This is a genomic window from Phormidium sp. CCY1219 (genome assembly GCF_035615515.1).
Lineage (GTDB): Bacteria > Cyanobacteriota > Cyanobacteriia > Cyanobacteriales > Laspinemataceae > CCY1219.
This window is the reverse complement of record NZ_JAJENT010000472.1, coordinates 33,919-59,712: the sequence shown is the minus strand read 5'-3', so window position 1 is coordinate 59,712 and position 25,794 is coordinate 33,919. Positions and strand designations below refer to the sequence as shown.

Genomic DNA, 25,794 nt, shown 5'->3' with positions numbered 1-25,794 from the left:
GCTTGGTAGCCCCGTCTCTTTAGAGCGGGGCTACCAAGCGACCGAGTTTTTTTTCGTGTTTTCCCCTACCGTAATCTCAAATCTAGCCATTTGACAAGCTCTGCTTAGCAAAAGTTAACAAATTGTCAACGACCAATGACCAATGACAAACAACTTACTCAGATTGTGGATGGATAACGCGATAAACTTCTACGGTTTTCGATTTGCCTTTTAAGGGCAATGGTCCCCAGGGGTCTACTTTAACTCGATCCGGATCGAGATAGGCTAAGGTTTCCCCGGCGATTAAGATGCGACAAACATCGGGGTGGCAGTGTTTTTGGCAACTTTCTAGGCGGGATGCCGTATTGACCGTATCGCCAATTATTCCATATTCTAACCGATGTTTTCCGCCTAGGCTACCTACGGTGACTGGGCCGGTAAAAATTCCCACGCGCATCTGCACTAAGGGGTCTCCTTGCTGTTGCCATTTGCGGTTCAATTCTTGCAGTTTTTTGGCCATGCCCAGGGCACATTTGACGGCATTTTCGGCATCGGCGGCAATGGCTTCGCGATCGCTCCTGGGAATGGGGACGCCAAATGCAGCCATAATACCATCCCCGGTAAATTTATTCACAATTCCTTGATGACTTAACACTTCATCAGTCATGGCGCTGAGATAGGGATTTAACCACTTCATTAATTCTTCCGGGGATTTCTTTTCAGAAAAGGTGCTAAAATTCTTTAAGTCGGTGAATAACAGGGTGGCGGTGAGGGTTTGCCAGGGCAGCATTCCGGAGTCAATCAGGCGATCGCGCTCGTTCCACAAAGCACTGGCAATTTCCGGGGAAGTTTGCTGTCCGAGCAATTTCATCACCATTTGTTGCTGTTGCCAAGAGGTTTTTAGCTGGTACACCACGCCCAACGATCCGGTAAAAATAAAGGCAAAACCGGGAGCAGCTATGGGTATCCAACCGCCAAAGATAAAGAGGGAATAACCAATAGCCAGTAAGCCGATTAATGCGGCGATCGCGCCCAAAATCAAGAAGCCCGGATTCCGGATTTCCCAGACGATAATTGCCCCCAAAACCGACCAAATCACTATCCATAAAATCTCCAATTTTTCCGATACAAACCAGAATAAAGATTCTCCATCAAGTACCGCACTTAGGATTTGACTGACCATCTGGGCGTGAATCACCACCCCGGGCATTTGTTGTCCCCCTTGTGCTACACTGTAGGGAGTAAAAAACAAATCTTTCACGCTAGGGGCAGTTGCGCCAATTAACACGATTTTGCCCCGCACCCAGTCTGCCGGAAAATCGCCGTTGAGGACTTGAGTAAACGTTACTTGGTGCGCCGGATTTTCCGCTCGATAATCGAGCAAAATTTGATAGCCGCGAGCGTCGATTGTTTGATATCCCCCTGCATTGCCAGTGAGCTTGGGAAAAACCGTATTGCCTAACTGATATTCTTGGGCTTCGGTCAGTTTTGCTTGGAGGTTTTTATCTTTTAGATAAAGTAAAGCCAATTGTAGGGACAAAGAGGCATAAGTTTTGTTACTTTGGGAGGCAAAGAGTAAATTGCGGCGCACTTTGCCATCGGGGTCGGTGGGTACGTCGTTAAATCCCACTTGTGCTTCCGGGATACTGCTGGGGGCGGCGACCCGTTGTTTTTCTTCGTTCCCCAGGGTTTTCATAGCGATAACGTTCGGATTTTGCAACTGTGCCACCAGTCGGTCGTATCCCGGGGGGTTGGGACTATCTCGCACAATATCCAATCCGATCGCGGCGGGTTGATGGCGTTGCAGTTCTTGCAAGACTTGCGCGAAGGCTTCATCAGAGAGGGGCCAATCTCCCTGGGCGGCAATGTCGGCCTCACTTATCTCAACCACCAACAGGCGCGAATCCACACTGCGTGCCGGGCGCGATCGCATCATCCAGTCGAAGGCAGCCAGTTCAAAAAACTGCCACCCCCCCAAATACCTGACTCCCAAAACCAAGGCGGTGACTGCCACGCTGCAGGTTGCCCCCTTGCGAACCTCCCGGGCAACAGGCAAGCGCTTGCCCAGTCGATGGAGTCTCTGAGCAGCGGCACTTAAGTAAGGTTTAAAAAGTGAGTAACAAAACATAGATTTGACCTTAGCAGATAGTTGCTATTATATTTCGCGGCTCCTAAATTCTTCAACAATCGGCGATCGCGCCTCCCAGATCTATCCGATTGTTCCGAGTCCCCAAAACACGGGGGATTGAAATACCGCCGAGGCAGGCAATCGCCAGCCTAGGCGGAGGAATTATTCTTGATTGCGATTCCTCCGGACATAACATTAACTCTGCCCGTAGCAAAAACCACCCGATCCCACGGTTGCGAACGCCAGAGTCGTGACCCTTTCTCGAAAAAAGGCCACGACTCCTGGTCATTCCATCCCTGACGCTTTACCCTTCAGCAGGGAAGTAGCTGGAAAACATCCCTCGTTTTACTCTTCCCCCACTGCCAAAGTAATACCCTCGGGTTGTGCGGTTTCGATGAGGATTTGCTCCACTTGAGCCGGACTCAAATTGGGATTGGCTTGCAGCATCAGCGCCACCACCCCAGAGACATGGGGGGTTGCCATCGAGGTTCCCTCCTCGAACTGGTATTTCTGATTTGGAAAAGTAGACAAAACCTCAACTCCCGGCGCGACTACAAAATCCAAAGGAGAGGGACCTGCTGGGTTAGAGAAGGTGGCCAATTCCTTCTCGCGGTTCACGGCCCCGATCGCGATCGCCAAATCGTTGCGCGCCGCAAACGCTGGATCGTCGGGTCGGGTCGCACCATAGCTATCCCGTTCGTTTCCGGAGGCAATCACCGCCACAACCCCCCGTTCCCGGGCAAACGCGAGAGCTTCTTCATCTACCAGTGAAGGCGGATCGCCGGGATTGTTGCCAAGGCTCATTTGCAAGACTTGCGCCCCATTCTCCACCGCGTAGCGAATGGCATCGGGAAGCGGATCGAACTCCTCATCGGGATTAGACTTCGACTCACCAAGTGCCCGAATTGGCATAATCGTGGCATTGTAGGCCACTCCATTCATTTCAGTAGATTCACCGGTTACGATATCTACCCCATTGCGTTGCGCCGCAACCGTGCCTGCCACATGGGTACCGTGAGCGTCCTCGGGGCCGCCGCTCGGATCGCTATCGTTATCCACAAAGTCCCAGCCTCGTACATCATCCACGAACCCATTGCCATCATCATCGATGCCGTTGTTGGCAATTTCATTCGGGTTCACCCAGATATTATCTGCCAGATCCGGGTGCTTCCAGTCCACCCCATCGTCCAATACCGCTACCACCACGCCTTCGCCGGTAAACCCTCGGTTCCAGACTTCTGGGGCATTAATCAAGTTCAAGTCCCCGGTGTTGTTCCGCGTGGCGCTACTGGTAATCTCGGGAACCTCGGCTAAAGCCGATTCGCCGAGCGCTCGGGTGACGGCGGCGGCAGCATCCACTAACCCATAGCCAAACAGGGTGTTAAATTTCCCGGTGGTAGGCGTTGCGGAAAGGGTGAGATTGTAGTTGGTCTCGCCTTGGAACTGATTGACTCCGACAAAGTAGTTACCCGCCGACAATCCAACAAACGAAAGCGCTTCTGAATCGCTGCTATAGGTGCCAACTTCATTCACGATCGGAATCGCCTTTTCTGGCCCGGGGGCGCTGCTGAGAATCTCACCACTCTCCACTATACCATTGCTGTTGATATCCTGAATCAGATACAATTCAGCACCAGCCGTGAGGCCATCGAGATTGAGTTGGATATCGCTGGGAGTATCGAGACTGAAGCGGTAGGTATCTGCGGGATTTGCCGAACCTAACTCGCCCGTCACGCTTTGCGGCGTAGGGTTCACGCTACCAACCTCTGCCGCTTCTGAGAGGGGAAACTGAATCGGTGTGGTTTCCAGGGTCACGTTATAAGTGGTATCCCCCTCGAATTGCTCGACAATGATGTAATACTCGCCTGTAAATAGAGTTGGAATGAAGATCTCCTCGGACTGATTCCCTTCATTTTCGGAACTGGCGATAATTTCATCCAGAGATATGCTGCCATCGTCGTCGAGATCCGTAGCGATCGCCACATCCGCATCGGCGCTGAGTTCGTCGAGTACCAAGCGAAATCGATTCGGTACTAACATCGTAAAGCTGTAGATATCGGCGGGGTCAAAATCGCCCACCTGTTCCGGCGCTTCGATGCCTACATTTTCCAGAATCGAATTAATGGTAAAACTTCCCAGATTATCAAGGGATAATACCTCACTCGCCTCATTCAGATCGAATGCTTCGCTTAGGGTGTTGCCCACATTATCGGGGGGGACGTCGGGGCGCGGTGTGGCTGAGAGGTTCAGGTTGTAGGTGGTGTTGCCTTCAAACTGCTCGATCGCCACAAAGTAGGTCCCCGGACGCAACCCGCGCGCGATGGTTTCCGTGGCGGTTCCTTCTTCATCGGACCAATCCACGATATCTTCAACGTCGATTTCGCCATTGTCGTTGAGGTCTTGCAACAGCGTCACGTCTGCATCGGCGCTCAACTCGCCAAGTTCTAAGTTGAAGTCGCTGGGAGTGTTTAAGGTGAATCGGTAGAGTTGCTCTGGGTTGCGATCGTCGATCGCGCCAATAACTTCGGCGGTTCCCAGATTCCCTAACTCGATCGCCGCATTCAGATCGGCGGTGGGGTTGGCGATCCGTCCTTCTGCTTTGCCAAACAAAAAGTAATGGGCGATCGCGCTTAACTGTCCCTCATTGACTGCTCTGGCCACATCCGGGTTATTCGCCAAATAGAACGATCGCTCGAACAGCAAGCCGCGATCGCGTCCCTCTGCCAAACCGAATTCCACAAAGTGCTGATAGGGAGTTAGCTCGCTGCCTGCTACTGCTGCGGCTACGTCTGGATAGGTTTCCACGTAAAGCTCGGTAAAAAACTCGAAGATCGGATCGCGACCTTCTAATTGTCCGAAATTGACAAAGTGTTCGATCGCCGCGATCGCACCTTCTGCCACTGCCTCGGCCACATCCGGGTACTGTGCTAAATAATACGCCGTGTCAAACAAAGCGCTCGGATCCCGCCCTTCTCTTTGACCAAAGTTCAGGAAGTGTTCTAACCCACTGGCAAAAACCCCTGCGGCAACTGCCTCCGCCACGTCCGGGTTTTGGTTTAGATAATACCGTTCATCATACAACTTGCTGATGTCTAGCATTCGGCTGCTCTTTTTTGCTGGAAACTGATTGATTACTCAATCTTAAAGCATTTTCATGTTTCATTATATTAATTTATGTTAATTTTTTTTTGCTTTTGTCAATGTCAGAAAAAGCCAAGCTCGAAACAAGCTAACCGTAGATTTGCAAGCTTAACTCTTTGCGAACCCTCTATTTACAATCAATCCTTTTTTACCCTCTTTCCCCCTACCTCCTAGTGGATCGGATTTTTTACTTCATCCCGAAACCCAACTCTTTTGCTCCTCTTGCCCCCGGGAAACGCCGCTTTTCAATTGTCTTAACCCTAGCAAAATTATTGGAGCTTGACACGGATAACTTCATCGGTTAAAATAATTGCTTTTTCAAGTAAAGCAAGGGTGCAAATTATTTTGCACATTTATTGGGGGAGGGAGGCAAAGCCTCGTTAACTCGTTCCCAGGCGACCGCCTGGGAACGAGTTAACGAGTTAAAACGTGCTTGCTTATTTTGCATAAGTGCTTAACTTTTTCGCGGTCAGGCAAAGGGGGTGGCGAAAAACCGGGGGAAATTCGGTACGGGGAAGGAGCGCCAAGATGAGTCTCGGCGTTAGGGCGATCGCTAACTTATCTCACATGAGGCGCGATCGCCCTAACGCCCCCGATCGGTGCAGTCTCGGTCACGCAGAATGCAGGTGGGAAGCATCATTAGTAATTGGTAATTGGTCATTGATAATTGGTTAGTGGTAATTAGTTATTGGTACTCCTACAAATGACAAACCCCAAATGACAAAGGACCAATGACCAATGACCAACCACCGCCCCTGTTGCCAAATGGCGTGGAAATGGTAAAACAGCAATAGAAAAAGCGATCGCGCGGCGATCTGAGGGGAAAAACTGCATCTAAACCACCAGTAGCTCGCGGAGGGTGCGCCAGGATAGAGTAAACTACGGTGAAAATCCACCGGGTGTTAGGGAAAAATGGGGCAAACTGGAGCCGAAGAAGCGATCGCGCTTTGGGGAAAACCTAACTTAAAATTGAAAATCGCGCTCAACACCGAACAGGAGAGAAAGAGATGACCAGTTTCAGTAGCAATGCCTACCCGTCAATGCTAGACCTAGCCAGGGCCGGTAACTTTCGGGCGATCGCCTACCTGATCAACTCATACCTTGCCCCGCAAGGCATTTACGCCCGGGTCGATCCGGTGAAAAGCGGATGTTTGCCCATCCGCCTGGAACTCAACGCCATACCCGCGCAACCGGACCGAGCCCACCAAATCCGATCGGGGCTGATTAAATTCATCTGTCACCACATTTGGCGGCTCAACTCAGAGGCGATCGAGGGAGTTCGTATCATCGCCACCTGCGTCAACCCCGCAGGACCGACCAATCTGCTATGGCAACAGTCGGTGAGAATCGTCACCCCAGCCAACCAGCAGCGGCAAAATCGCCACGTGCAACGCTTGAGTAAGCTATTTGCCAAAACCACCGAGTGGCTAAAAACCTTCAAACTCTTTCGCCTATTTCTGCTCACCGGGGTTGTCGGTTCAGCCTTTGGGGTAGGACTGTTCGTCAGCTACGCTCAGATGCGCCTGCAAGAGCAAAGCACCCGCCAAACTGCGCCGATTATTCCCCAAAACCGGGAAGGCGACAATCGCGAAAACCCGCAAATGGTGCAAGGAGCATTAGAAAGCGTGCCGGTGGTGGAACACACCCAACTAATGAACCCCACCGATCCCACCGTCACCTTAATGATGAGCGGCGATGTCACCCTGGGTCATGCCTTTGAAGACCTAGTAGGCGAAGACTACACCTGGGCATTTGACGGGATGCCAGAATATCGCGAAGCCGATGTAGCAATGGTCAACCTAGAAGGCACCTTAACCACCAGCGACACCAAATTAGAAAAAACCTTTAATTTCAAAGCCAATCCCGAATCCATCGAAGTTCTGACCCATGGCGGCGTGGATATCGTCAACCTAGCCAACAACCACGCAATGGATTATCGAGAAGCGGGACTGCAAGACACCTTAAACACCTTAGAACAAGCCGGGATTCACGCCGTGGGGGCCGGGATGGATGTCACCGAAGCCCGCCGACCGGAAATCCTGGAGGTAAAAGGGCAGCGGATTGCGTACTTTGGGTATTATACCGCAGATTACCACGCGGCGGGAGCCGGAGTAGCCGGCACCAACCACGGTTTAGAAGAGCGGATCGCGCAAGACATTAAAGCAGTGCGCGACGAAGTAGATTGGATTGTGGTGAATTTCCACTGGGGCGTGGAACTGGCGAACTATCCAGAAATTTGGCAAAGCGAACTCGCCTATTTCACCATTGACCAAGGAGCGGATGTGGTGGTGGGTCATCACCCCCATGTTTTGCAAGGGGCGGAAATTTATCGGGGTCGTCCGATCGCCTACTCCTTGGGGAATTTTATTTTTGGCGGCAATGCGCGCAGCGATTACGATACCGCAGTGTTGAAAGTGTCCTTGCGCGAAAAACAAATGAAGGTGGAGTTTTTGCCCGTGGAGGTGCGAAAGTACCAGCCAAAAGTGGTAAAAGGAGAAAGGGGCGATCGCATCCTCGAACATATTGACATGCTCTCGGGCATTTTCGACGAACCGATGAGCTCGCCGATGATTCTCGATGTCCGCAATTCTCAGGTGGTGGAATCTGCCGAAAATTCTGTATTTGAGATGCCAGCGACGGCAGAAAATTCCAATGCACCGGCACTAGGCGATGTAGAAAACTCCGACAGCGATGCATTTGATGCCTCACCGTTTACCTCCGAGTTGGACGAAGAACTCTCCTTTGGCGAAACCGAACCCCTGCCCTCAGAGGCAACCGAAGCGGAAACCCCATCGTCGAACGGCCCTCGTGCGGCAGGAATGGCCCTAGCGGCGGCAGCAGCAGGCGGGGCGATCGGGGCGGCAGGTCGCGCCAAAAAGAAAATTCAACTGCCTCGGTTGACCAATAGCGCGGCTTCAAATTAATCCGGTTCTGGGTGGTGATGGGTCAGTTGTCCGAACGGAATTGCCCATCAATGAATATGCTAAGAACAAAGGACAATAGATAAGGACAGCTCCTCTCAGCAGGATGGGGCCTCCGATTCCCGGACAACTGACATTGGACAAAGGACAAGGCACAAACAGTGTTTGCGATCGCAGTAAAACAACAACAGTACAAAACCTACATCCTCTCCGATGGCGAGGGGAACTCCCGCATGGAAATCGTTCCCGAACGCGGCGGGATGGTCACCCGTTGGCAAGTCCAAGGTCACGAGATTCTCTACCTCGATAGGGAACGGTTTGCCAATCCGGAATTAAGCGTGCGCGGCGGGATTCCGATTCTGTTCCCCATCTGTGGGAATTTGCCCGAGGATACCTACACCCATAACGATAGGGAGTACCGCCTCAAACAACATGGGTTTGCCCGGGATTTACCCTGGGAAGTGACCGAGCAAATTACCAAAGAGGTGGCGAGCATTACTCTGGTCCTCAAAAGCAGCGATCGCACCCGCGCCGTCTATCCCTTTGACTTCGAACTGGCATTTACCTACAAGCTCAAGGGCAATTCCTTAGAAATCGACCAGCGCTACACCAATCTCTCGGACGAACGAATGCCTTTCTCCACCGGTCTGCATCCCTACTTCTGGGCACCGGACAAGTCCCAACTACAGTTTAAAATCCCCGCCGTCCAGTTTTGCGACCAAAAAACCCAAAAGCTTCACCCCTTTACCGGCACCTTCGATTTATCCCAAGACGAAATTGATGCCGCCTTCACCAAAATCACCGGCTTATCCGCTACGGTGAAGGATTTCTCCCGCCACTTGCAAATCGGGCTGCTTTACAAAGCCAGCTATTCCAATTTGGTGTTCTGGACTATCAAAGGCAAGGACTTCTATTGCCTAGAACCTTGGACCGGACCGCGCAACGCCATCAATACCCGCAAACACTTGCTGCACCTGAATCCTGGCCAGAAATGGGAAACCCAAGTGCGCCTCAGCGCGGACTTTTTAGAAAAAACTTAGATTTTTTTTAAAAAACCCCTTGCATTTTTCCAGAAGGCTGTGTTAGGGTAGTCAAGGTGTTGAGAAAGACACCAATGGGTCGCTAACTCAACGGTAGAGTACTCGGCTTTTAACCGATTAGTTCCGGGTTCGAATCCCGGGCGACCCATAGAATAGGCAAGTGGTTGGGAAAAAAGCGAAATTTATCGCTTTTTTTTTCGCGATATGTCCCAGAATCCCCACCAGCTCTGGTTAAATTTTTTTATAATCGGCTGAAAAATCCAAATCTCTTCCGAAAGGAGAGGATTTTTGTTTTTGGGAAAAAATTCGCCTCTACCCTTGCCCATGCTGGATTGTAGCCATTCAGCAGACAGGGACGAATGCAAAAATCCTGATTTGGCCCTTGTCCCGATTTCAGATATAATTCGCATAAATCTGAAATTTGTCTTAAGATTGTCTGTAACAATTTCAGCTTATTCATACCCAAATCGCTGAAAAAAAAAGAAACGAGGAGGATCCCATATGGCGCTAGTACCAATGCGATTGCTGCTGGATCACGCGGCAGAAAACGATTACGGCCTTCCCGCCTATAACGTCAACAACATGGAGCAGATCCTGGCAATTATGCAGGCTGCTGACGAAACCAATAGCCCGGTGATTCTACAAGCTTCTCGCGGCGCTCGCAAGTATGCTGGCGAAACCTTCCTGCGCCACCTAATTCAGGCGGCGGTGGAAACCTATCCCCACATCCCCATTGCCATGCACCAAGATCATGGCAACGAACCTTCCACCTGCTACTCCGCCATGCGCCACGGCTTCACCAGCGTAATGATGGATGGCTCCCTCGAAGCAGATGCGAAAACTCCTGCTAGCTTTGAGTACAACGTGAACGTCACCGCTGAAGTGGTGAATGTGGCTCACGCCATCGGCGTCAGCGTTGAAGGCGAACTCGGTTGCTTGGGTTCCCTGGAAACCGGCATGGGTGACAAAGAAGACGGTCACGGGTTTGAAGGAAAACTGACCCGCGAACAACTGCTCACCGACCCGGATCAAGCCGTGGAATTCGTGGAGCGCACTCAAGTGGACGCTCTGGCAGTGGCGATCGGCACCAGCCACGGCGCTTACAAGTTCACCCGCAAGCCCACTGGCGAAATCCTGGCCATCAGCCGGATTGAAGAAATCCACCGTCGTCTGCCCAACACCCACTTGGTGATGCACGGTTCCTCCTCCGTGCCCCAAGATCTGCTCGAACTGATCAACCAGTACGGCGGTAAAATCCCCGAAACCTACGGTGTGCCCGTCGATGAAATTAAAAAAGGCATCAAGAGCGGTGTGCGGAAAGTGAACATCGACACCGACAACCGTTTGGCCATCACGGCGGCAATCCGCGAGGCGGCTGCTAAGGATCCGGCTAACTTTGACCCCCGCCACTTTATGAAGCCCTCGATGAAGTACATGCAAAAAGTGTGTGCTGAGCGCTATCAGGCTTTTGGCACCGCAGGGAATGCCACCAAGATCAAGCAAGTCACCCTGGATGAGTTTGCGGCGAAGTACGCTAGCGGCGAACTCAGCGCCAGCGTCAAGAAAGCTGTGACGGCTTAATTCAATACTCCGAAAAGGGGGAGTGCGGTGTTTGCCTCTCCCTCTTTTCCCTCCGAGAAAGAGAGAATATCGGGTGGCGCTTGGCGCTGCCCGCTTTTTTTATGGCCACAGTCGCCAAATTTTCACCGTCTGGTCTTCACTCCCACTGACTAAGGTTTTTCCATCGGGACTAAAAACGACTGCTTTCACCGGTCCGAAATGCTCCAGGGTTTGCAACAGTTTGCCGGTGCGATAATTCCACAGTCTCACCCGGTTGTCTTTGCCTCCACTGGCGAGGGTTTCTCCGTCGGGACTGAATGTTACCGCTAGGGGGTACCCCTCGGGTTGGGTCACGGTCCGCAGGAGTTTGCCGGTTTTCAGGTTCCATATCTGAATCAGCTTTTGCCCGGTATCCGCACTGGCGATCGCTTCTCCATCGGGACTGATGGCGAGGTCCCAAATAAATCCCACGGTCGTATCAAACCAGCCTCTAAATCCCTGCAACCAATCCTCTGCGCCCTTGAGGGTCTGCTCTCGTTTTTCTCCCCGCCAATTCCAAGTCATAATCGCCCCATCGTTACCCCCACTTACCAATTTTTGACCGTCGGGGGTAAAGGCTACTGAATGCACTTCCCAACCATGTCCTTTTAGGGTAGATTTTACTTTGCCACTGGGAAGATGCCAAAGGTAAATCGCGGTATCCAAGGCGGTAAACCCCAGATGTCCGCTGGCCAAATGTTGTCCGTCGGGACTAAATGCGACGCTAGCCGCACGCAGGGCTAACCAGGACTTTCCCAGGTTTTGTTTGACGCTTCCGCGCTGCAAATCCCATATTTTGATGCTGGCATCCTGAAATTCCATATTGCTGCTACTGGCCAGGGTTTTTCCATCGGGGGAAAAGGCTAGGGAAAGCAGGGCACTGGTATGTCCTTTGAGGGTGGTTTGCAACTCGCCGGTTTGCAAGTTCCACAGCTTAATCGTGCGATCGTAACTTCCACTGGCTAGGGTTTTCCCATCGGGGGCGATCGCCAAACATTCCACTACGTCCGAATGCTCCCGGATGGTTCGTTGCAGTTGCCATGACGGTGGCGGCAACAATCCGCTCCAGGTTGGCGGCATCACTGCCGGATTTTGACAAATCGTCGGCAACCAACTCGCTCCCGGATACTTTTTATCCCAAGTATCTTCTAACTTCAGGCGAGTTTCGCGCATTGTTGTATAAAGTGCGAGGCCCGCCGCAAATAATGTGAGAAAATGACGCAAAAAGTCTTTGGCTACGGCGTCGGGTATCGGTTGACGCATGACGATACTTTGTGGCAAGTGCAACTTGGCCAACTGGTGAGCCAATCCCAACCCATCACAGGAGTTGAAAATCGCCAGTTGCAGCCCGTGGGCGATCGCCCCGGTGAGGCTATTTCTTAACTCCTCAATCGTCAAATGCTCGGTCCGATTTAGGGCAATTTTCCCCGATTCCTTCTCCGTTTTGCTGTGACCCGCAAAAAAGAAAATTTGCCAGCCGCGATTTTGCCACAGGGTTTCGAGTAACTGTTGCTTGGTCGGTTGTTGCAAAAATTCCAATTCCGCACCGCGATTTTCCAGCCCTTGCACCTCCTGGCGGTCGAACTCGATATCGATACCCTCACTATTGCCCAATACCGCTAAAATCCTCACGCGATCGCGCCCCAGGGTTGTCTGGATTTTTGGTAACTTATACTCCGGTTCGCTCAACCCCACTTCCACCCGGCGATCGCGGAATAACTCCCACACCTGCCAGGGCAACTCACGCATTTCCCCCACTTCACTTTGAACGATAACCCGAATTTCCGCCTCGGATTGACCCAAATTCTGCTGCAACCCATCGCGAATTTTTTGCCATCGTTCATCCCCAGAATTAAGCCATTGATTCATCTCCTCCTTTAACTGCTGCGCTGAGGAGGTTACCGAAGATTTACTCTGTTTTCGCTTAGTTGCCCGCGCCCCACCTGCCCCGGAAGACCCGCACTTCTTATTCAACTGCTTCTCAAACGCAGCTTTCCACCCTTGCAGGGATTCCGGAATGTGCGGTGCTGGTGGCAAATGACCTTGCAGGGCAATTTCTGCCCGCGCCCCATCCGCACCGATTTCCAACAAAGCCGGAAATCCGTCCTTGAAGTTGCCCTCCAGCAATTTCAGCACCACCAGTTTTCCCATCCTGTCTCCCCTTCAACTATGGATTGCGTCTATTATAAGCGATCGCCGGATAACCGGGCGGGGAATGAATTCCCCGACAGGTGTTGCAGGTTCATTCCCATCGATTATAACTCTTGGGCGATCGTCACATCGCCGAGGGAGACGCGGATGGCAATCAGTTCCCCCGGTTCCATGCCAAACTCGAATCGCATCGAATCATCCACCTCCCCGGCGCTATCTTCTAGCACGATTTCATCCGACTCGTCCAAAATCGCCACCTGCAGCCCCGCAGGCAGGTAGCGGGCGTCCTCCGCCGGCTCCACATCCACGATCGCTCCCACTTCTGACTCAGTTTCTGGGGTCAATTGTGCGACTAAGACCACTTTTTCCCCGCCGCCCAAGTCAATTTCCTTGGCGCGGGTGATGGTGCCTTCTGGGAGGATGCCCTTGGCACTTCTGGAACGACTTTGCCGAGAGGGCGATCGCACCGCTGTTTCCGGTTGCCAATTTTGAGCCACTTCCGCCGCTGCTAAATCGATTTTCTGTTGTTTTAGCATCACATTGGCTGACAGTTGTTGGATGCGAAACACCAACTGGTCTATCTCTTCTTTCACCGTATCTTCAATAGTGGCTTGCAACTGAATCTCCCACTGGTATTCCAATTGGTCATTGCTTGCCGAAGTTGGCGCAGGCGCCGGGGCAGTGTCATCCACAATCTCTTGCCAGTTTTCCACCCCCACCGCCTGACAAATCCGCACGAAGTTTTCCTGCGTAATCGGGATACGCCGCCAAAATCGCCGCAAACCCGCTTTGCCCACTAAGGCTTTGTCAGACCAAGCTGCAGCGGTTTTAGTCCAGCCTTTTTTTCGGCGCGCTGCATCCACGATTTCGAGTCCTGCTTTCGAGGCTTTTAGAGAAACTGCCATGTTTGTCCTCTCCCCGGGTGGGTAATTAAATTCGCTTTTCGACCAGTTTATCACTCATTGCGATCGCTTTGGGAGCGGTTTTTCCCGAGAAACAAAGTGGGAATTAATGTGTGCCGTTTGTTCTTCGATATATCAGCGATTCTAGAGTTGTGGAGAAAAAACAGCAGTTAGCGCTAACTCGCTTCTCCTCTCCGATTTACTTTTGAAAGGAAGCGAGATATGACTGTCAAACAATTCTATATTATCCCCCTGTTGGTGTTTCTGTCTCTCACCCTCCGGGTTAACATGGCATCCAGTGCCTATCGGGTTAACTCCGTGAGTACCAACTTCTCTATCTCTCGCAGTAGCGAGTCAGACAAGGAGGAAGAATCAGACCTGCTCCCCACTAAAATGGCGCAGGTTTTCAACCAAAGCGGCGCGATCGGGCAATCTGTACCAGTGGAACCATGCCCCGCTGAAGAAGGGGAAGAAGCGGGAGATATTATTTGCCCCAGCTAATCTCAAGTGAGTTAAACCCCCTTTCTACTCGTTCCCCCCTGGGGGGAACGCTCTCCCCAAGCTACCGCCTCCCCGCCCAGTAATATCGACTCCGAAATCAACTTATACCAAAAGTCCGCGTAGGCGGACTATAGCGCTGTCGCGGGCTACGCGCTTGGCTTGCCCAGGCGCGATTTCAATCCCCCGCCTATATTTCCCACCCAAACTATGGCACAACATCGATCCACTCTTGGGCTTCCCGAGAAACTGTTGCGTTCGGGTCGTATTTCAGACAGTTTTTCCCTGCCCGGTTGGCGGCTGAAAAATTCTCTTCCGCGTCCCACACTTGTGCTAACACACAGTAAGCGGGGGCACGGTTGGGAATTAGGGAAATTGCCCGTTGTAAGTGCACTTTGGCGGCTTCAGAGTTTTCCAATTTGAACTGCAGCCAACCCATATTTTTCAAAAAGGCATATTGAACCCGATCGCTGCTGGCAAGTTGCAACCCTTCTTCGAGCAGGTCAATTGCCTTATCGTATTGTGCTTCTTTTATATACAATCGCGCCCGATTATTGTAGGGTGCAGAGAGATTCCCGACGGCGATCGCTTTGTCGTATTCCGCCGCCGCTAACTCCAGCTTTCCCTGGTTTTCGTAAAGCACGGCACGATTGTAGCGGGCTTTGGCATAGTTTGGGTTCAAGAATACGGCGCAATTATAGGAGAGTTCGGCCAACAATTCTCGACCGCTCACATGGTGGTGGACGCCGCTATTGTTGCAGGCTAAAGCAATTTTAGGCGAGGTCAATTCTGCTGTCGTCACTGTAGCGATCGCCAACAGTCCTACCAGACTTATGCCCAAGCCTATGACAGTTTTGCGGCGCAGTTTATCCGAGGGGTTGCTGTGGATTTCGCCGAGAGATTGGGGATTGACAATTGTATCTAATTCTGATAAAATTTCTGCTACGGTTTGCGGTCGATTGGCGGGAAAGGGAGCCATCATGCGGTCGAGTAAATTCGCCAGGGAGGCAAAATTTTCCAGGGTATTTCGGGAGGATTGAGGAACGCAATTGTGCCACAGCAGTTGACCGGCGATCGCATCGGTTTCCAAATCTAAGGGATGTTGGCCGGTGAGTAAATGAACCAGGGTATGTCCTAATGCAAAAAAATCGGACTGAGGGACAGCTTTTCCGTAGGCTTGTTCTAGAGGCGTATAACCGGGAGAAATCAGTCCAGTAATTTCGCGATCGCCGCTAATTTTGGCCAGATAGGTATGGGTAACTTGTCGCACGCCGCCGAAATCAATCAGCACCAATTGTCCGTCGGGTTTTAACATAATATTCGACGGTTTGATATCCCGGTGAAAATACTGCTGCTGATGCAAGCGTTGTAAAATATCTAACAGTTGTTTTAACCAGTTAATGGCTTGTTGTGCGGTAATCGGAGAATGGTTTGCAAGCCACTGTTCTAAATTCTCGCCAGGGATTTTTTCCATCACCAAGCAGTGGAAAGGTTCGCTGCAGTTTTCCCGTTCTACGGTAAAATATCCGTCGGGTTCGACTTGGGGAATGCCCGGGTGATTCAGGTGGCTTAACACTTCGGCTTCCCGCTGAAATAGAGCGATAGCCTTGCGATAGCCTTCGTCAACGCTGGGGGGAATTTTCAGCACTTTAAGCAATTTAACCGCAGGTTTTCCTCGGGTAAATTTGACGCGGCGATCGCTGACTTCAAAAGTGTGGGCAAATCCGCCGTTACCGAGTTTGCGACGGACTAAAAAGCGATTGTTAAAAAGAGTTCCGGGATAAATCATAGCGGATTAAACTCCATTTATTGCGGGGAAAAGCGATTGAGTACGTATTTCCTAATCACCGGTTGCAGGGAAAAGCGAGGTTGAGCGTTTTCCCTGTGGTTTTCCACCAGCGATCGCCCTGCTAAAGACTCCAGGGCTTCCATTAAACTAGAGGTACGAACCGCGTCAGCAAAGGCGGTTTTCAAGTCAGGGAGAGAAAGGGCGGTGGTGGCGATCGCTAACTGCACCATTATTTCTATTTCTAATGGAGTCAGGCGCTCGAACTGCGCGTCGAGTACCTTCTGTAATTTTCCCACAAATACGGTATTTTGTTTGAGAAATTCCGTGACATTTCCCGCAAAAAGCTGTAGTATCGTGCCAGAAACAATTTTCAGCGCCAAAGGATTGCCTCGGTACAGTTGAATCAGTTTGTCCAATTTTGCGGCGGGAAATAAGCCTTGTTCTTGCAGGAGCGATCGGGCGGCGGGAGTTTCTAAATCCTTCAGCAAAAAAGAGCGCACTGGTTGCCTTTTGCCTTCCATCAACCCAATCTCGCTGGGTTTTTCGCAACTGGTGATTAGCAAGCAACTTTGATGCGGTTCTTCTCCCACTCGTCGCATGAGTTCGCCGTAGTTTTCATACCCCGGGCGATAGGAACCGACGAGAGTATTGCTTTGCAAAATTGCTTCAACGCTATCGAAAATTAGCAGACATCGGCGCTGTCGCAATACCTCCATCAGTTGGGTCATGCTATGAGTTATAGATGCGGGATTTTCTCTGTACTGCTGGGGATAAAAAAAGCACCGCAAATCGGCGAGCAAATCTGCAAGAGATGGTGCATACCGCAAACTGCGCCACACCAAAAAATCGAACTGGGTTTGCATCTGTTGTGCCAATCTCACCGATAAGGCGGTTTTGCCAATTCCCCCCAGTCCCAAAATTGCCACCAATCGGCATTTTTCGACGACTATCCAGTGCTGTAAACGGGTTAGCGGTTCCTGGCGATCGTAAAATCGGGAAATATCCGGCGCACTTTCCCAGTCTTGACGCAAATTGAGCGGCGGAACATCGCAGACTTTATCCCAGGTTTCGCTTTTGCCCGGAAGGGGGAGGGAATTAATCGATGGATCTGCGGTTGTGTAGAAATTTGTAGATGGGAAAGTTTTGCGCTGCGATTGCGATTCAGACAGGGGTGGTGTGGGATTGGGTTGAGTGAGGGAAGCGAGGGTTTGCGATCGCCCTAATTGTTGCCAAATATTCTTTTTTCCCACTTTTTCTCCCGGTTCGATAATCCCGGCATTTTGCAATACTTCCCCCAGCATTCCCCACAGCTTCGGCGCAACGTCTCGCGCCAGATAGCTGGTTTGATAGTTGCGCGCTTCTATCTCGGTGGCTTTGATTTCTTCGTAGGTGCAATCCGCCAACGCGCCGCGCAGTAACGCGACTTGCAGCCCATTCAGGCGATCGCCAGTCTGCTGATACACCAACTCATCCGCAATTTTTACCGCTTCTTCAATATCCATCGCTTCAGTGCTTCTATCCTTTTAACTCAGTATAACCTCAAATTTTGCATGGCGAACCCTTTCACCCGCCAGGGATTCAATTTTGAGTCGTCTTTAGACAACTTGAGCGATGAGGCTCTGACTTTGAGTCCCCGCCCGCCTTTTCCGAACCAAACTGATTTTTCCGATTTTTTCCCATCGAGGGGCGAGTTCACCTCCAGAACTTTTGCTTTCAAAGTCCTGAATTTATGAATTGATATTTTTGGCGGCTTCAGCCAGAATCGAGTTATCACCTTACATCGGCATCAAACTATGGCTCGAATAATCATGCATTTCGGCAAAAGTTACTCTGGTTTCAAGACAAGCATAGAATCAATTACCCGCGAATTATTATTTGGTAATTATGCAAAATATTCAGGGTAATAGAAGAGGCGGAGCCTCGGAGAAGGCGTTCCCAGGCTGGAGCCTGGGAACGAGTATGCGGCTGGAGCCTGGGAACGAGTATTAAAACTTTCCGTTCTTCTCCCGCAGGTATCTCCTTGTAAGTTTCAACTGTTATTTACCTTGACAGGAGTGAATTATGGTATCTTCTCTCTTTTATGACAAAGGTGGAGTTCGCATCACCAAGACAATCTTTGAAGTGCCTTCCGGTACGCAGTACCAAATTAAAAACATTGATTCGGTTTCTATACTCAAAGAAGACCCCAACCGCAAAGGCCCGCTTATTTGCATCCTTGTGGGAGTATTATTGCTGGCTGCTTATGGTTTGGGTTTGATTTTCATTGGATTGGGTATCTGGTGGTGAACGCAGCAGAAACCGATGTATTGGATTGCAATTACTACCGCCGGCACCCAAAAACAAGGATATGGCTCTAACAATTCTGAAGAAATTCGCGAAATTCGCTCGGCTTTAAATGCGGCGATGGAATAACTCTGCACCAATTTTGCTGCTGATTATGCAAGTGATTCGGCTTGCTGGAGTCGGCGGCGGAGCCTCGCAAAATGCGTTCCCAGCTCATGCTGGGAACGAGTATGAAATAGTCTGCTTAGGCGAAATTTAATTGCCTAAGCAAGATTTCAATACCCCGCCTTTTGTTGTTGATTTTTAATGGGAGAAATAATGATGGCTGTTGACCGAGATTTGTTGGCAAAATTTAACTTTCGCCGCACTATCGATCGCTATTGCGATCGCCTGGGATGGATAATCCAAGACTTGGACGATCGCAGCGCGGTTTTAAGGTTTAATGCGGCTTCTGGAACCACGCAAACACTATTTATCGTTGGCTACGATACCACTTTGGAGTTTTCCGTGCCCAGTGCTTTAAAATTTGATGCCCTAGAGGATATTCCCGGCTGGATATCCACCCTGCTGCTGTGCCGAAATAGCGAATACCGCATCGGGTTTTGGTGTGTGGAAAAAATAAACCACCGTCACGTTTTTTCCGTGATGCACAATGCCGAAATTAACCGCATGGATGTTGACTACTTCCGCCAAATCGTGTTAAAATTGATTAAGGATTGCGATGAATTCGAGCAAGTGGTGGAAACTGCGCTCCTTGATGCATAAGAGTGGAAAATAATGACAACCGCCACCTTGTGACACCCGATCGCCGCCGTTTCCCCCCGGAGAATGAACTGGGGGGCAAGGTTTTGTGGGCACAAACTTTAACTATTGTTGCTAAATGCGGTCAATTTTGGAACTTGATGCTTTAATAGAAGTCAAGACAGCTTATAACAATTGCTCCTAGGAACTTGACCGATGGCTCTAGAACTGTTTGACGCCAACTACTATTTAGCCGCAAATCCCGACTTAGCCGCAGCCGGTATCGATAGTCCGGACGAATTATATCAGCATTTTAGAAACGCCGGCTTAAACGAAGGGCGGGCGTTTTCACCGTTTGTGGATATCAACTACTATCGCCTGAGAAACCCGGAATTGGCGAGCTTTCGCATCACCAGCAACCGCCAACTGTACGATCACATGCGAGAGTACGGTATCGGCGAAGGTCGAGACTTTTCGCCGATTATCGACCTAGATTTTTATTTAAGCAAAAATCCCGATTTAGCGCAAGCCTTCGGGAGCGATCGCACCCTCGCCTTACAACATCTGATCGCCAGTGGTATCAATGAAAATCGCCCCTTTTCCCAATTTATCGACTTAGACTTTTATGCAGCAGCAAATCCCGACTTGCAGCAAGCATTGGGCAATAATCGAGAACAATTGCTCGACCATTTATTAAATGTAGGAATTTTTGAAGGGCGACAATATTTACCCGGAGACTTGGGCGTATTAAATGGCGCGCAGACTGTGGGAGAAAATCCCCAAGCGCGCCCGGTGGTCAATAGCCTGGATTCGGAAGATTACTATCACTTTCGCCTCAATGAGTTTCGCGATGTGAGGATTAACGGAGAGGGAAGCGAAGCCACCACAGAGATTGCCTTGTTTAGAGATAGTAACAACAATGGCATCCTGGATGAAATCGACCGACAAAATGCGATCGCCGGCGATAAAACCCGCTTATCCCAACTGGATTTATTCGGCGTCGGACCGGGAAGCTACTTCGTAAACGTCTCCCATTTAGAAGAAGACACCCCCTACAAACTGGATGTATTTTCCACCCCCGCCAGCATCCTCTCCCAACCGGATATTGGCGGAAACAGCCTCAACGCGGCACATTATGTGGGAGATTTGCTCTATCCCCAAGCCGTCAACGGTTACATCGACAGCAACGATCCGGTAGACTTTTACAGCTTTACCCTCAGCAGTCGCAGTGACGTGAGCTTGAGACTCAATGGGTTGAGTACCGATGATGTGTATTTGCGAATCGTTCAAGATTTAAACGCCAATGGAGTACCAGATCCCGGAGAAGTGGTGGCCTCGATTTCCGATGAAAATCGCAATCCCAACGATATTAATGGCGATGGGAGAATTGATGTAGACGAGTATTTTATTTCCCTGCTCGAACCCTCGAGTGAGGATATATTTCCCAACGCGATTCGCGCCTTCGATCTGAACCCGGGAAACTATTTTATCAATGTGTCTCGCCTAGAAGAGGATACCAGCTATGACTTGCGGATGGACTCGATTCCGGTTGACGTGCCTACCTCCGGGGCGCGAAACCTGAATCCCGTGGGATTTGCCACCATCGGGGTATTGCGCGATCGCTTTGAAGTCGCAGACTTTATCGGCGAGGCGAATCCCTACGATATGTATGAATTTTCCCTGGAAGATACCCGCAATGTGAACTTCCAACTCGATCGCATCGTCCAACCCACCGATTTCTTCCTGATTCACGATATCAACAAAGACGATATCTTTACCTTTCAAGAATTTCTCGCCTTTCCCACCACTGAAGGAGACATGGCCCCGGAACTCGAACGCATTTTAGGGCCGGGAACTTACTATCTCGGCGTGGCCAAAAAGGGCAGCAACACGCCCTATTTGCTCACAATGGAAGAATCCGACCCAGAAATTGCGCCAGATGCGGCGGGGAATACGGCGGCGGCGGCCCTGGATGCGGGGGTGTTAGCCCCAGAAGCGAAAATCTATAGCGATTATATCGCCACCAGCGATCCGGACGATTACTATCGGTTTACCTTGCAGGATTGGCAACAGGTAGGACTGTATCTGTATGACATGAGTGCCAACGCCCAACTCAGTTTGAGTAAAGACTTGAATGGGAACGGGGCGATCGCACCGGATGAGGTTATCTTGGCGTCGGAATCGAAAGGTGCCTATCAAGACCAACTGACCCCGATATTAGGACCGGGAACTTACACCTTGCGCGTTTCCCAGGCATTAGGGGATACCACCTACAGTTTGTGGATGGATGCCTTGACGGCGGAAATTCCTCCCCCGGTGGCGGGAAATGGCGTAGCGGATGCCTTCGATGTGGGTCTGCTGGATCGGATACATCGGCAAAGTGGCATTGTGCGAGATAACAATCCCAACGATTTTTATCGCTTCCAGGTCGATCGCCCCCGGGATGTGAGCGTATTTTTAGATGGGTTGAGCGGCAATGCGGACTTGCGGCTGATTCAAGACCGGAATGGGAATGGTCTGGTAGAACCCGAGGAAATCGTCGCCCTGTCGGCGCAAGGGGGTGCCACGTTAGAAGAATTGCACGTGAGTTTGGGTCCGGGGGAGTATCACCTGTGGGTGTCTCGCCCCAGCGGGGAGACCTATTACGACTTGACCCTCGCCCCGGAACAGTTCGATCGCAGCTATGGATATGGTATGCTGGATGCAGCCGCCGCCGTCGCCAGCGCGATCGGCGTCGCACCTTTCCCGCAAGCCGCTCCCTTGGGCGGGTCGAATTGGCACCTGGATATGGTGAATGCCCCAGCAGCTTGGCAGCGGGGTTATACTGGTGCGGGAGTGACGGTGGCGGTGATTGATGGTTCCCTGGACTATACTCACCCGGATTTGCAGGGGCAGGTGTGGCAGAATGTAGACGAAATTACCGGCAACGGAATTGACGATGATGGGAATGGATTTATCGATGATGTGCGAGGCTGGAATTTCCGGCGGAATACCCCAGAAGTGAGGAGCTTAGATCCCCTAGAAGGTCACGCCAGCCACGTGGCGGGGATTGTGGCCGGCAAAAATGACGGCGTGGGCACCACGGGAGTGGCTCCCGGGGCGAAAATCATGCCGGTGCCGGTGCTCGATCCGTTTACCGGCACCGATGAAGATATCGCCGCCGGGATTCGGTATGCCGTGGATAATGGCGCGCGGGTGATTAATTTGAGTTTGGGGGGTGGCGCGCCTAGTGAGATGCAGCGGGAAGCCCTGCGGTATGCCAACGATCGCGGTGTGGTCGTAGTGATGGCGGCGGGCAACGATGGGTTGAGCCTGTTAGGCGGCGGGAAGCGGTTTAGTCCGGTGAATTATCCCGCTGGGTTGGCCGGTGAAAGCGGGATTTCCGTGGGGTCCGTGACTCGCGATCGCGCGATCGCCGAATTCACCAACCGCGCCGGCACCGAGGTGCTAGATTATCTGGTGGCACCAGGTGAGGATATTTATTCCGCCTTGCCGATTAATCGGTATGATTTTTGGGAGGGCACTTCGATGGCCGCACCAATGGTGGCCGGTGTCGCCGCCCTCATGCTCCAGGCAAATCCGAATTTGACCCCGGAACAAGTAGAGCAAATCCTCACCGGCACCGCCAATCCGAATGGGATTATTGAGGATGGGGCGTTCGATTTTTTGGGGTAAGGATTGCCCGCAATTGGCGCGATCGCCCCCGTAACTCACCGGGGCGATCGCCAAAATTATGAGGGTTTAAATTGGGGTGTTTCATGGATTCGGTTAACCCCGATTCCACCGTTAATTTATTATGATTTTCCTCAACAACGGTTAATTTATGTAACCCTAGAGAGAGCCTCATGGAAGCTCAATCACCGAGTCTTTGGATCGGGTTTATCCAAAATGCGATCGCAGTATTCCTCGCCTCATCAGCCAATACCGTCTCTAACCTGCAGCGCAACTTCTCCCGCCCCCGGGCGGTTCAACCCCCAGGGAAACACCGAATATTGGATCCGTTCCCCATGCCCTTGCCGCATTTTGTACGCCTTGCGCCCGCGCTTCGGGAATATTGGGAAAACACCACCCAAGCGCGGGCTTCACTGATTGTCCCAGCTCATGAGAAAATCAACTAACCGAACGCACCGAGTTCTGTGCCAAAATTGATGTCAACCCGCTCAGCCAATCTCTGGAGGCGCAGAACGCGGATAGGTTCGCAGAGATTGGAAACCCGAGAGTTGTGAATTGCCCTGGCGATCGCCCCAGGGAAAGTCTTGCAGACCGCAGTGTAGCGGAGTTTCCCACGGAGGTTCCCAAGATGACCCAGTTTGACCAATGGCAAGTAACCGAAGCGTTGACCCCACCCGACTCGCCGCCGGACACTTCGCCACCCGCAAAACCGAGTTCGCCGCTTTGGTCGTTCGTCACCCACTTATTGGGAGCCGGATCGGACTACGAACGGGGAAATCGAATGTACGATCGCAAAAATTATCCGGCGGCGATCGCCTTTTACGATAAAGCCCTGAAAAAAAACCCGCGACTGCACCGGGCATGGTTGAAACGGGGCGCGGCCCTAATGAATTTGCATCGCTATGAAGAGGCGATCGCCGCTTATGACGGGGCCATTCAACACCATGCCGATAATTATTGGGCTTGGACTTTCCGAGGGCGATCGCTGTTTCACTTGCACCGTTACACCGAAGCGCTTGCGTCTCTCGATCAAGCAATTCAAATTAAAAACAATCAATACGAAGCCTGGTATTACCGAGGGCGATCGCTCCTGGAAGTACAACAACCCAAAGCTGCTTTATCGGCTTTCAACCGGGTGGCCAAACTCAACCCGAATTTAGCCGGACTCTGGTACTATCGCGCCCTTGCTTTAATGGAATTGCAGCGCAATCAATCAGCGGTAGATTCCCTCAACAAAGCGGTGAAATTACAACCAGATAATGCCGCCGCTTGGTATAACCAAGGGCTGGCATTGGAGGGCTTAGAGCGCGATACCGAAGCAGTAGCGGCTTACGAAGCGGCGCTGAATTTGGTGCCGGATAATGCGGCTTGTTGGTTTAATCGCGGCTTGTGTCTGGAACGGTTGCAGCACTACACGGAAGCGGTGGCATCGTTCGATCGCGCCTTGTCTCTAGCACCGAACAATCCGGTGATTTGGTTTTATAAAGGAAGAGCGCTCAAACATCAATGGGCCGAAGCCGCGATCGCTTGTTTCGATAAAGCAATTGAATTGCACGCCAATTGGCCAGAAGCTTGGATGAATCGCGGCGTGGCACTCTCTGATGCCCGTCAGTACGAAGCCGCTTTAGCCTCTTTCGACCAAGCCACTAAAATTAATCCCAATTTGTCTACCGCTTGGCTGGGTCGCGGGATGGCACTTTACGGTCTCGGCGCTTATCAAGATGCGATTCAAGCTTATAACAATGCCATTTTAATTCAGGCCAAATTTCCCGAGGCATGGTATCACCGAGGCATGGCATTAGAAAAATTAGAAAGATATGAGGATGCTTTAGCTGCTTATGAGAAAATCGGTCAAATTACCTCGGATCCGACATTTATTTACCGCGCTTGGGTGAAACGCTCGGAAGTGTTGGAAATTTTGGAACGCTATGGGGAAGCACTGGATGCATTTGCTAAAGTGTTGGAAGTCAAGCCCAATGACGCTCGCGCCTGGATGAAACGGGGGGATTTGTTATCCAAAGCACAGCGGTATATCGATGCCCTGGTGGCTTATGATGAGGCGATCGCGATTTGGCCAAATCATTACGAACCTTGGATGAAACGCGCCCGAGTGCTAGGAAAAGTGGGTCAATACACCCAGGCGATCGCCGCTTACGATACGGTCATTCAACTCAAACCCACTCACTCTCTCGCCTGGTTGCGTCGTGGGGAAACCCTCGAAAAATTACATCGCTATCCGGAAGCCGTTCGATCTTATGGGGTGGCGATTGAAGTAGATCCGAATGCCACGGATGCGATTGAAAAGCGCAACCGACTCCAAGAACAGCTCGATAGCGGTCCGTTTCTCCCCGAAGAACGGGATTACTCTTAAAAATCACAACCGCATTTATCTTGTTTCAGGGTTTTTTCATGCTCAAAAAATTTATTTTTACCACCGCAATACTTATCCCTTCGGTGGCGGTTGTCAAACCTATGGCTTTAGCCGAAAATCCCGAACACCTCCTGCAATTGCAACGGGGAAATGAATGTCGCCATTGCGACCTCACCGGTGCGGATTTAACGGGGATTGATTTACAAGGTGCTGATTTAATCGGCGCTTCTTTGCGAAATGCAGTGCTCGATGAGGCGAATTTGGTTCGGGCCAATCTCACGGCGGCTGACCTGCAAAGTGCCAGTTTAGTCGGAGCTAATTTGTTTAGTACCAACCTCAGTTATGCTAACCTCAGCAGTGCGAATCTGTACAATGCAATTTTAGTCAGTGCAGATGTTACGGGAACTGACTTTACAGAGGCAAATTTGGTTGGGGTGACTGGATTGGAAACGCAACCGCCACCGAGAACCGAAGAGCATGAAGAATGGATATTTGAAAATGGAGAATTGAGACGGAAAACGCAGTAGCAAAGTGCGCTCCCGCCCGGGGTCTCGGTTCCCTCGAACAAACGTTGCTCAT

The 25,794-nt window shown here is 51.2% G+C and carries 16 protein-coding genes and 1 tRNA gene; 11 read left to right on the top strand and 6 right to left on the bottom strand.

Going from position 1 to position 25,794, the window contains the following annotated elements:
* Positions 1-154: 154 nt before the first annotated feature.
* Together LKK83_RS11830 and LKK83_RS11825 are read right to left on the bottom strand one after the other, a co-directional pair.
* Positions 155-2,107, bottom strand: coding sequence for a CHASE2 domain-containing protein (locus tag LKK83_RS11830; RefSeq protein WP_324631330.1), 1,953 nt, complete (start codon positions 2,105-2,107; stop codon positions 155-157).
* A gap of 345 nt (positions 2,108-2,452) precedes the next feature.
* Positions 2,453-5,206: a S8 family serine peptidase gene (locus LKK83_RS11825; RefSeq protein WP_324631328.1), complete on the bottom strand. Its 2,754-nt coding sequence runs from the start codon at positions 5,204-5,206 to the stop codon at positions 2,453-2,455.
* Positions 5,207-6,255: 1,049 nt separating this feature from the next.
* Here LKK83_RS11825 and LKK83_RS11820 point away from each other — a divergent pair.
* From LKK83_RS11820 to fba, 4 genes are all read left to right on the top strand, one after another.
* Entirely contained in the window at positions 6,256-8,172 is a 1,917-nt protein-coding gene (locus LKK83_RS11820) for a CapA family protein (protein ID WP_324631327.1), read from the top strand.
* 158 nt (positions 8,173-8,330) lie between these two features.
* Entirely contained in the window at positions 8,331-9,209 is an 879-nt protein-coding gene (locus tag LKK83_RS11815; RefSeq protein WP_324631326.1) for an aldose epimerase family protein, read from the top strand.
* A 76-nt stretch (positions 9,210-9,285) separates the two neighbouring features.
* Positions 9,286-9,357 (top strand) — tRNA-Lys (locus LKK83_RS11810).
* 353 nt (positions 9,358-9,710) lie between these two features.
* Positions 9,711-10,790, top strand: coding sequence for a class II fructose-bisphosphate aldolase (gene fba / locus LKK83_RS11805; protein WP_324631325.1), 1,080 nt, complete (start codon positions 9,711-9,713; stop codon positions 10,788-10,790).
* A gap of 99 nt (positions 10,791-10,889) precedes the next feature.
* On the opposite strand, the gene LKK83_RS11800 is transcribed toward fba, so the two are convergent.
* Both LKK83_RS11800 and LKK83_RS11795 read right to left on the bottom strand, forming a co-directional pair.
* Positions 10,890-12,959, bottom strand: a complete 2,070-nt coding sequence (locus LKK83_RS11800) for a CHAT domain-containing protein (RefSeq protein WP_324631324.1) — start codon at positions 12,957-12,959, stop codon at positions 10,890-10,892.
* A 104-nt stretch (positions 12,960-13,063) separates the two neighbouring features.
* Positions 13,064-13,864: a DUF1822 family protein gene (locus tag LKK83_RS11795; protein WP_324631322.1), complete on the bottom strand. Its 801-nt coding sequence runs from the start codon at positions 13,862-13,864 to the stop codon at positions 13,064-13,066.
* 219 nt (positions 13,865-14,083) lie between these two features.
* On the opposite strand from LKK83_RS11795, the gene LKK83_RS11790 reads away from it, so the two are divergent.
* Positions 14,084-14,362: a hypothetical protein gene (locus LKK83_RS11790; protein WP_324631321.1), complete on the top strand. Its 279-nt coding sequence runs from the start codon at positions 14,084-14,086 to the stop codon at positions 14,360-14,362.
* 205 nt (positions 14,363-14,567) lie between these two features.
* Here the strand turns inward: LKK83_RS11790 and LKK83_RS11785 are convergent, their stop codons facing one another.
* On the bottom strand, positions 14,568-16,148 hold the full coding sequence (locus LKK83_RS11785) for a serine/threonine-protein kinase (RefSeq protein ID WP_324631320.1): 1,581 nt from the start codon (positions 16,146-16,148) through the stop codon (positions 14,568-14,570).
* A 17-nt stretch (positions 16,149-16,165) separates the two neighbouring features.
* On the bottom strand, positions 16,166-17,650 hold the full coding sequence (locus LKK83_RS11780; protein ID WP_324631319.1) for an NB-ARC domain-containing protein: 1,485 nt from the start codon (positions 17,648-17,650) through the stop codon (positions 16,166-16,168).
* Positions 17,651-18,209: 559 nt separating this feature from the next.
* On the opposite strand from LKK83_RS11780, the gene LKK83_RS11775 reads away from it, so the two are divergent.
* The 6 genes from LKK83_RS11775 to LKK83_RS11750 all read left to right on the top strand — a co-directional run bounded on the left by LKK83_RS11775 (position 18,210) and on the right by LKK83_RS11750 (position 25,742).
* Positions 18,210-18,434: a hypothetical protein gene (locus LKK83_RS11775; RefSeq protein WP_324631318.1), complete on the top strand. Its 225-nt coding sequence runs from the start codon at positions 18,210-18,212 to the stop codon at positions 18,432-18,434.
* A 315-nt stretch (positions 18,435-18,749) separates the two neighbouring features.
* A complete protein-coding gene (locus tag LKK83_RS11770; protein WP_324631317.1) occupies positions 18,750-19,196 on the top strand; it encodes a hypothetical protein in 447 nt (148 codons plus the stop codon).
* Between the two features lie 192 nt (positions 19,197-19,388).
* The gene (locus tag LKK83_RS11765; RefSeq protein WP_324631316.1) at positions 19,389-22,847 is read left to right on the top strand and encodes a S8 family peptidase; all 3,459 of its coding nucleotides are present in this window, start codon (positions 19,389-19,391) and stop codon (positions 22,845-22,847) included.
* Positions 22,848-23,017: 170 nt separating this feature from the next.
* Positions 23,018-23,290, top strand: coding sequence for a hypothetical protein (locus tag LKK83_RS11760; protein ID WP_324631315.1), 273 nt, complete (start codon positions 23,018-23,020; stop codon positions 23,288-23,290).
* A 104-nt stretch (positions 23,291-23,394) separates the two neighbouring features.
* Positions 23,395-25,215, top strand: coding sequence for a tetratricopeptide repeat protein (locus tag LKK83_RS11755; RefSeq protein ID WP_324631314.1), 1,821 nt, complete (start codon positions 23,395-23,397; stop codon positions 25,213-25,215).
* Positions 25,216-25,316: 101 nt separating this feature from the next.
* Positions 25,317-25,742 carry a pentapeptide repeat-containing protein gene (locus LKK83_RS11750; protein ID WP_324631312.1) on the top strand — a complete coding sequence of 142 codons (426 nt, stop codon included), beginning with the start codon at positions 25,317-25,319 and terminating at the stop codon, positions 25,740-25,742.
* Positions 25,743-25,794 lie beyond the last annotated feature (52 nt).

Bases quoted from the DNA above. Each gene is read 5' to 3' on its own strand.
- LKK83_RS11830 (WP_324631330.1), bottom strand. From the start codon at position 2,107: ATGTTTTGTTACTCACTTTTTAAACCTTACTTAAGTGCCGCTGCTCAG.
- LKK83_RS11825 (WP_324631328.1), bottom strand. From the start codon at position 5,206: ATGCTAGACATCAGCAAGTTGTATGATGAACGGTATTATCTAAACCAA.
- LKK83_RS11820 (WP_324631327.1), top strand. From the start codon at position 6,256: ATGACCAGTTTCAGTAGCAATGCCTACCCGTCAATGCTAGACCTAGCC.
- fba (WP_324631325.1), top strand. From the start codon at position 9,711: ATGGCGCTAGTACCAATGCGATTGCTGCTGGATCACGCGGCAGAAAAC.
- LKK83_RS11800 (WP_324631324.1), bottom strand. From the start codon at position 12,959: ATGGGAAAACTGGTGGTGCTGAAATTGCTGGAGGGCAACTTCAAGGAC.
- LKK83_RS11795 (WP_324631322.1), bottom strand. From the start codon at position 13,864: ATGGCAGTTTCTCTAAAAGCCTCGAAAGCAGGACTCGAAATCGTGGAT.
- LKK83_RS11790 (WP_324631321.1), top strand. From the start codon at position 14,084: ATGACTGTCAAACAATTCTATATTATCCCCCTGTTGGTGTTTCTGTCT.
- LKK83_RS11785 (WP_324631320.1), bottom strand. From the start codon at position 16,148: ATGATTTATCCCGGAACTCTTTTTAACAATCGCTTTTTAGTCCGTCGC.
- LKK83_RS11780 (WP_324631319.1), bottom strand. From the start codon at position 17,650: ATGGATATTGAAGAAGCGGTAAAAATTGCGGATGAGTTGGTGTATCAG.
- LKK83_RS11775 (WP_324631318.1), top strand. From the start codon at position 18,210: ATGGTATCTTCTCTCTTTTATGACAAAGGTGGAGTTCGCATCACCAAG.
- LKK83_RS11770 (WP_324631317.1), top strand. From the start codon at position 18,750: ATGATGGCTGTTGACCGAGATTTGTTGGCAAAATTTAACTTTCGCCGC.
- LKK83_RS11765 (WP_324631316.1), top strand. From the start codon at position 19,389: ATGGCTCTAGAACTGTTTGACGCCAACTACTATTTAGCCGCAAATCCC.
- LKK83_RS11760 (WP_324631315.1), top strand. From the start codon at position 23,018: ATGGAAGCTCAATCACCGAGTCTTTGGATCGGGTTTATCCAAAATGCG.
- LKK83_RS11750 (WP_324631312.1), top strand. From the start codon at position 25,317: ATGGCTTTAGCCGAAAATCCCGAACACCTCCTGCAATTGCAACGGGGA.